The 7,888-nt window shown below is 60.7% G+C and carries 4 protein-coding genes; 2 read left to right on the plus strand and 2 right to left on the minus strand.

What is annotated here, in order from left to right; translation table 11 throughout:
- Window positions 1-486 (minus strand): YajQ family cyclic di-GMP-binding protein, encoded by a 486-nt coding sequence (locus Q0O99_RS15065; RefSeq protein ID WP_108351958.1) that lies wholly within the window; start codon window positions 484-486, stop codon window positions 1-3.
- A gap of 40 nt (window positions 487-526) precedes the next feature.
- On the opposite strand from Q0O99_RS15065, the gene murB reads away from it, so the two are divergent.
- Window positions 527-1,588, plus strand: coding sequence for a UDP-N-acetylmuramate dehydrogenase (gene murB, locus Q0O99_RS15070; protein ID WP_293752796.1), 1,062 nt, complete (start codon window positions 527-529; stop codon window positions 1,586-1,588).
- 100 nt (window positions 1,589-1,688) lie between these two features.
- On the opposite strand, the gene Q0O99_RS15075 is transcribed toward murB, so the two are convergent.
- Window positions 1,689-2,648, minus strand: coding sequence for a tripartite tricarboxylate transporter substrate-binding protein (locus tag Q0O99_RS15075; RefSeq protein WP_293752797.1), 960 nt, complete (start codon window positions 2,646-2,648; stop codon window positions 1,689-1,691).
- 176 nt (window positions 2,649-2,824) lie between these two features.
- Between Q0O99_RS15075 and Q0O99_RS15080 the strand changes: the two genes are divergently transcribed.
- On the plus strand, window positions 2,825-7,888 hold a 5,064-nt coding region (locus tag Q0O99_RS15080; protein WP_293752798.1), incomplete at its 3' end, for an Ig-like domain-containing protein.

A 7,888-nucleotide genomic window follows, 5' to 3' on the forward strand; every position in this document is an offset into this window, starting at 1 on the left:
TCAATCGCGGAAGTTGTCGAACGACAGTGGCAACTCGGTCATGTCTTTGCGCAGCAGCGCCATGGCTTCTTGCAAGTCGTCGCGTTTGGCACCGGTTACACGCACCGCATCGCCTTGGATCGAGGCCTGAACCTTGATCTTGCTTTCCTTGATCAACTTGGTGATCTTCTTGGCATCTTCGGTCTCGATGCCGTTTTTCACCTTGATCACTTGCTTGACTTTGTCACCGCCGATTTTCTCGACCTTGCCGATGTCCAAAAAGCGAACGTCCACATTGCGTTTGGTCAGCTTGTTGCGCAAGATGTCCTCGACCTGCGTGAGTTGAAATTCGGCGTCGCCGAACATCGTGATCTCTTTGTCTTTGAGCTCGATCTTGGCCGATGTGCCTTTGAAGTCAAAGCGGGTGCCGATTTCTTTGGCAGAAGTGTCAACAGCGTTGCGCACTTCGGCCATATTGGGTTCGCAAACGGTATCAAACGAGGGCATGGCGGTAAAAGTCCGAGGTTGAGAATGAGACAATTCTCCCATGAACTTGGAAAAAAACGTCCCTTTGCAGCCTTACAACACCTTTGGCATCGCAGCCAAGGCGATGGCGTTGGTGCGGGTGCGCTGCGAAGCCGACCTGCTGGACGTGCTGGCCGACCCCCAATTGGCCACTTTGCCACGCCAAGTGCTGGGCGGCGGCAGCAATATTGTGCTCACCGGTGACGTCAAGGCGCTGGTGCTCAAAATCGAGGTGCCGGGCGTGCGTTTGGCGGCAGAGACCGACAAACACTGGGTGGTCGAGGCGGGCGCCGGCGTCGACTGGCACGCCTTGGTCGCATGGACGCTGGACAACGGCTACCCCGGCCTCGAAAACCTGGCCCTGATCCCCGGCACCGTGGGCGCATCGCCCGTGCAAAATATCGGTGCTTATGGGGTGGAGCTGCAAGACCGCTTTGAGTCCCTGGACGCCATGGACCTGTTCACCGGCGAGCTGTTCAGCTTGAATGCGGCGCAATGCGGCTTCAGCTACCGCGATTCGGTGTTCAAACACGCCTCCGTCGGCTCTGGCGGCCCGGATGGCCTGGGCCTGGCGGGTCGTGCGGTCATCCTGCGGGTGCGTTTTGCGCTGCCCAAGCGCTGGAAGCCCGAACTGGGTTACCTGGACCTGGAACGCAAGATGGCGGAGACCGGCATTCAAAAACCCGATGCGCGGGAAATTTTTGACTGGGTTGTGGCCATTCGCCGCGCCAAATTGCCCGACCCGGCGGTGATCGGCAACGCGGGCAGCTTCTTCAAGAACCCGACGGTCACCCCCGAGCAATGCGCCGACATCATCGCCCGTGACCCGAAAGTGGTGCACTACCCCATGCCCGACGGCGGCATCAAGCTGGCAGCAGGCTGGCTGATCGACGCCTGCGGCTGGAAAGGCAAAAGCGTGGGCCACGCCGGGGTTTACGAAAAGCAGGCCTTGGTGCTGGTCAACCGGGGCGGGCGCGAGAACCCTTGCACCGGGGGCGAGGTGATGACGCTGGCCATGGCCATTCAGACCAGCGTGTACGAGCGTTTTGGCATTCGGTTGGAGCCTGAGCCGGTGGTCATTTGAGTCGGCGCAATCGCGTAGACGGGCGCAAAAAGGCATCAAGGCCTAAATGGCCGAGTGCCCATACTTCAGATTGAGCGCAGGGGACTGAAAGTGGCCGTTGTCACTGAGCAGTTGCGCCAGAACTTCGCGCGACAACACGCCATTGACTGACTTCGTTGGCCATGAAGACGCCAAGCTCCTCAGCACTGGCGGGGACCGCCGTGGCACCCTGGGCAATGAGAGACTCTTGAACGCTCGATTTGGCCAACATCAACTTGATGGCGTTATCGAGTCGAGAAATGATGGCCGGTGGTGTTCCTGCCGGTGCCAGTACAAAAAGACGCGGTGATGCATCAAATCCTGGAAAGGTATCTGCCAAAGCCGGCCAGTCTGGTGCACTGATGAGCTTGACGGGGCTGGTGAGTGCAATGGCTTTGAGCTTGCCAGCCTTGGCTTGCACCAAAGCTGGGGGTGCAGACATGATGGCCAGCGGAATTTGGCCGCCGATCAAATCCGGAATGATGGGCGCTGCGCCCTTGTAGGGCACATGCACGAAGTCAAAATTGCCTTGCTTTTTGAAAAGTTCCATGGCCAGGTGATGGACGGTACCCACACCTGGGGATGCATAACTGTACTTGCCTGGATTGGCCCTCAGCAAGGCAACAAGCTCATTCGTATTTTTGGCTGGCAAAGAGGGGTGAGCGACCACCACCAATGGGGTGACGCCGACCGAACCTACGGGGGCAAAACTTTTGATCGGATCGAAGGGCAGGGATGCATAAATGGACGGTGCAATCAACAGACCCGTCTCGCCAAAAAGCAGGGTGTAGCCATCGGCGGGCGCCTTGGCGACGGCGTCAGCAGCCAGTGTTCCGCCAGCGCCCGCCCGATTTTCAACAAATACCTGCTGCCCCAATGATTCCGTCAAGTGTGTGGCAGTCAGACGAGCCAGCGCATCGGCGCCTCCTCCTGCGGCATACCCCACGATCAATCGGATCGGCTTGTTGGGAAAGGTCTGCGCGAGCGCCGGGATCGAGGCCAGTGCGATCAAGCAGCACACAAAGACGTAGATTTTTTTCATGGTGTCTCTCCTGAAGGGTGAATCGCTGGCATGAACAGGGTGCAAAACCCACGGGCTCATGGTCGTTGTTTTCGAAGCTGTAGTCTGGCCTTAAAAACATCAAAAATCACAATGCAAGCCAGTGCAAGTTATCAAAGTCGGCAAATTTTACATTTTCAAGCAATTGAAAGGAATGTATGGCCGCCGACAAATTCATCGCTGTGCACAACGGGCAAAGTCTCACTTCCCTGCAACGGGGCCAAAGCCACACGTTCAAAGCGAGAGCGGGGGATCATTACCGGATATTGAAGGCTCTTGACGACCGTCAACTGGAGGGCAACGTCGTCGCCAAGCGGCTGGGCGCTGACCTGATTTTGCAATTTCAAGACGGTACGCAGATCACGTTAGAGGGCTACTTTGTGGCGTGCCAAGGCGGGGCATGCGACATCACCTTGCCTGCAGCAGACTCGGCAGGGGTCTTGCTTTCGAGCGAAGTCGGCTCAAGCCTGTCCCAGCCAGACGGCTTCCAATTGCTGTACACCTTTGGCCAGACCTCGGGCATTTTGGAGGTGGCCTCCAGGACTGCGCCGGCGAAAGAGTCGATGCCCGAGAGTTTGTTCTCCGCTTGGGTTCCGCCGCGTCTCAAGCAGATCCTGGATACATTTCGCACCGCCATAACGCCAGAGTCTGATAACCCCCACCTGTTGGGCTGGCTGGGCGCGGGGGCCGGTTTGTTGTTTCTGGGTCAGTCAGGCGGGGGCTCAGGCTCAGCGCCTTCCGAGGTGGACAAGACGGCGCCGGCGCTGCCACTGGTGCCCATGGTCATCAGCGATGACGTGGAGAAGATCAGGGGCGATTTGACGCCCCTTCAGGCCGTCACCAATGACGCTACGCCACAATTTTCAGGCAGCGGTGCCGAAGCCGGTGCGCAAGTCACCTTGTTCGATGGGGCGCTGGTGCTGGGCAAAACAGGGGTTGGTGCCAATGGCGCGTGGTCGTTCACGCCCAGCACGCCCTTGGCCGAGGGCCTGCACCGCATCCGCTACACCCTCAGCGACGCTGCGGGCAACACCAGCCCATCGAGCACCGAAGTGGCGTTCACCGTAGACACCCGCACACCAGGCACATTGGGTGTGGGGCTGGACCCCAGCGACAGCGGTGACGTGTCTCAAGGTGTGGTGCTTCGGGTCCTGCTGGACGACCAGGCCGCTGCAGGTGATTCCATAGAAACCCGCTTGATGCGTGACGATGTGGAAGTCCAGGTCATGTTGCAGACGCTGAGCAGCAATGACATTCAACAAGGCCATGTGTTGCAACGTGTGGACGCTGCCGCTGTGGCCACCAACGGGCGATTCAGCACGTCGACCCGACTCTTTGACGCGGCGGGCAATGAAAGCCAAGTGCTCAAAAAGCTGGACACCTTCACCGTATTGGACGGCCTGGTGCATGACGACTATATGGCCAACGCCTTTGTGTTTGTCGACGGCAACAACAGCGGTCAATTTGAAGAAGGCGAGTTCAGCGTTCGAACCGACGCTGGCGGGCGATTCAAACTCACCTTCGATCCCAACGGTGCGCCCGTGCTGGCGATGGGCGGGGTGGACACCGCCTCCGGCTCGGCCAATGGCGCGGTGGTCTACAGGGCCTACACCTCCAATGTGGACACCCAAAATGCGGGGCTTGACATCGTCCTGTCACCTTTGTCGACCCTGATTGCGGCGCTGGCCGACCAGGCCACACCCCAGGGCCAGGGCCAGGGCCAGTTCGTATCACAAACCCAGCTGATTGAAGCGGCCGCTGTGGCCAACCAAGTGCTGGGCCTGAACAGCCAAAGCCCTGCTGGCTTGCTCAGCTTTGACCCCGTCCAAGCGGCCGAAAACCCAATCTCCACCGCAGGCGACCGTGTCCTGTTGTCGGTCAACCGCCAATTGGGCTTGGTCTTTGCAGCGACAGGGGCATTGATCGACGGCGCGTCGAACAGCGACAGCATCAGCACGGGGGCCGCCAGCGGCGTGGGTATTTCATCCATGGCCCAGATGATGGTGACGCGCAGCCAGACGGGGGCAAGCCTGAGCTTGAGCGGCGCTGACGACATGAAGGAGCTGATGCAAACCAGCATCCAGTCGGCCAATGCGAAAGGTTTGACGCAAGAGCTCAGGGCCAGCTCTGAGGCCGACATGCAAACGCTGGGCGGCGTGGTGGCCAACTACAACGCTGCCGTCAGCGCCACCACCACCGCCAGCGCACAGTCGCAAGAGGCCTTGGCCACCTTGCGTGCGGCGGCCAACATTTTGATGCCCAGCTTGAACCAGGTTGGCTATGAAGCGAGCCTCAGCCGTGGCGGCGACATTTCTTTGACCTTGCAATCTCAGGCCATAGCCGCTGGGGTGGGCGCCGATTCTGCGGCATACGTGGAACAACAAATCAGCGCGGGCAACTTGCCCGCCAACATCAGTGGCTTTGAAACCAGCCCCGCCTCGGGCACGGTGGGCCGTGTGATTCGGCTGAGCATCCAAATGCCCTCGCTCGGGCTGAGCGACGCTTTGGACCAATTCAAACTTTCAGCCTTGCCGCTTGGGGTGGACTTGCTCAAGACCAACCCACTCACGGGACAAAGCAGCCCCTTGAGCGCCAATGCGCAAGGGGAATACGAAGTCGCGGCCCAAGATGTGGGCTACCTCGCCATCCGAAGCGCGGTGCCCATCAGCGCTACCCAAGTGGGGCTGTTCGGCTTGAACACCGTGGAGGGCAACACCCAAACTTACCTGGGCCAGCTCACCGTCGAGATACGCCAAGCCGTGCTGAGCACCCAGGCGGACATCGTCCTGGCCAGGGACAGCGCTGGCCCCATTCAAGGCGCCATCGCACCAGGCGGTCTGACGGATGACCCGTCCCCCAGGCTGACCGGGCGCTTGAATCAAGCCCTGGTTCAAGGGGAACGTTTGGTGATTTACGACGGCTCTGCCCGATTGGGCCTGGCCACGGTGACTGACAGAGACTGGTCTTTTACGCCGGCAGCCTTGGCCCAAGGGTCACACAGCATGGTCGCCCGTGTTGAAGACGCTTCGGGCGCTGTGGTGTCTGCCAGCAGCCCGCGCAACTTTTCGGTCGACACGCTGGCCCCTGCTGCACCCGTGCTTTACCCGAGCGACGGTCTGACTTTTGGCGGCATGGCCAGCGCTGGTGAGACCGTGAGTTTGCAGCTGTCTGATGGCCGAACCTTGGCAAGTGCCACGGTGGAAGCCAACGGACAATGGCGCTTGGCGCTGCCGCAAGCCCTGCCCGATGGCACTGTGGTCTCCGTCGTCCTCACTGACGGCAACGGCCTGCAAAGCACTGCGGTCAGCCAAACCGTCCAGGTTGGCAAACCCACTGCCGTGGCCAGCGTGAACTGGCCCAGCGCAGGGGCCAACGCGAGCGCAGTGGAGGCTTCAACAGGCTTGACCAACAACGCCACGCCCACTTTGAGTGGGCGCTTGTCGGCTGAACTCAAGACGGGTCAGACCCTGCACGTGTTTGACGGTGACGTCGACTTGGGCCCTGCTCAAGTGAATGGACTGGGTTGGCAGTTCACACCCCCAAATGCGTTGGCACAAGGCGAGCACAGCCTGACTGTTCGGGCCATGGCGGGCGCACAGTTGGGGCCCATCGCCGCACCCTTCAAGCTGACCGTTGACACCCTGGCACCGACTCAAACAGGCTCCTTCAACCCCGACCAAGTCTCCTTAACCCAGCAAGGCAGTCCGGTCATCACAGGCCAACTCTCCTCGGGTTTACAAGCGGGCGAAACCCTGGCGGTGTACGACACCTTCAATGGCCAGCGAATTTTGCTGGGCAACGCCAAGGTGGAAGGCCGTGCCTGGACTTTTGAGACCCCTTACTCTTTGGCCGACGGCAGTCACAGCTTTTCGGTGAGTGTGCGAGACGCAGCGTCCAACGCCGGCCCCCTGTCCCAGCCCTACAACTTGGAGGTGGACACGGTGGCTCCGACCGCAGTGCCTGGGCGCATCCAGGCCTTCAGCACTGACGACAAACTCGGCGATGGCAGCGCCGCAGCATCCAACGACCGCTATCCGCGCTTTTCTGTGGGCGATTTGCCCGCCGGCGTGACCCAGCTTGTCTTGGTGGTGAATGGCCAAGACTGGCCTTCGGATTACAACGCACAGACCGGACTGCTCAGCCCCTCTGCCACACACCCGCTGCTTGATGGTTTGCACACCATAGCGGTGAAATTTGCAGACGCTGCGAGCAACACAGGCAGCGCCAGCGCCACGATGTCGGTCCGCATTGACGCCACACCACCGAGCACGCCCGCCAGCGCGCCCAGCGGCTACACCGACAACGCGGGCAACCAGACCAGCGCCAGCAACACGGCTGAATCCACCGACGACACCACGCCCGGTCTCTTTGTTGGCACCGGTCTGACGGACACCCCAAAGTTGTACGTCAACGGAACCCTGGTGGCGGCAAGCTACAACAGCAGCACCGGCACCCTCACGCCCAACGCCGCGCTGATCGATGGTAATTACAGCTTTACCTACAGCCTGACGGATGCCGCAGGCAATGAAAGCGCCAAGAGCGCAGCGCTCGCCTTCACGGTGGACACCACCGCCCCCGCCACGCCCGCCGCAGCGCCCACGGGCTACACCGACGATGCGGGCAGCTTGACCAGTGCCAGCGCGAGCAACACGGCTGCAACCACCGACGACACCACGCCAGGCCTCTTTGTTGGCATCGGTTTGATCGACAGCCCCAAGCTGTATGTCAACGGCACTTTGGTGGCCGCAAGCTACAACAGCACTATTGGCACACTCACGCCCAATGCCGCGCTGACCGATGGCAACTACAGCTTTGAATACACGCTGACAGACGCCGCAGGCAATGAAAGCGCCAAGAGCGCAGCGCTCACCGTCGCGGTGGACACCACCGCCCCCGCCACGCCCTCCGCAGCGCCCACGGGCTACACCGACGATGCGGGCAGCTTGACCAGCGCCAGCGCGAGCAACACGGCTGCAACCACCGACGACACCACGCCAGGCCTGTTTGTTGGCATCGGTCTGATCGACACACCTAAGCTGTACGTCAACGGCACCCTGGTGGCTGCTACCTACAACAGCAGCAACGGCACCCTCACACCCAATGCCGCGCTGACCGATGGCAACTACAGCTTTGAATACACGCTGACAGACGCCGCAGGCAATGAAAGCGCCAAGAGCGCAGCGCTCACCGCCGCGGTGGACACCACCGCCCCCGCCACGCCC

The organism is Limnohabitans sp. Rim8 (assembly GCF_945901735.1).
Taxonomy (GTDB): Bacteria; Pseudomonadota; Gammaproteobacteria; order Burkholderiales; family Burkholderiaceae_C; genus Limnohabitans_A.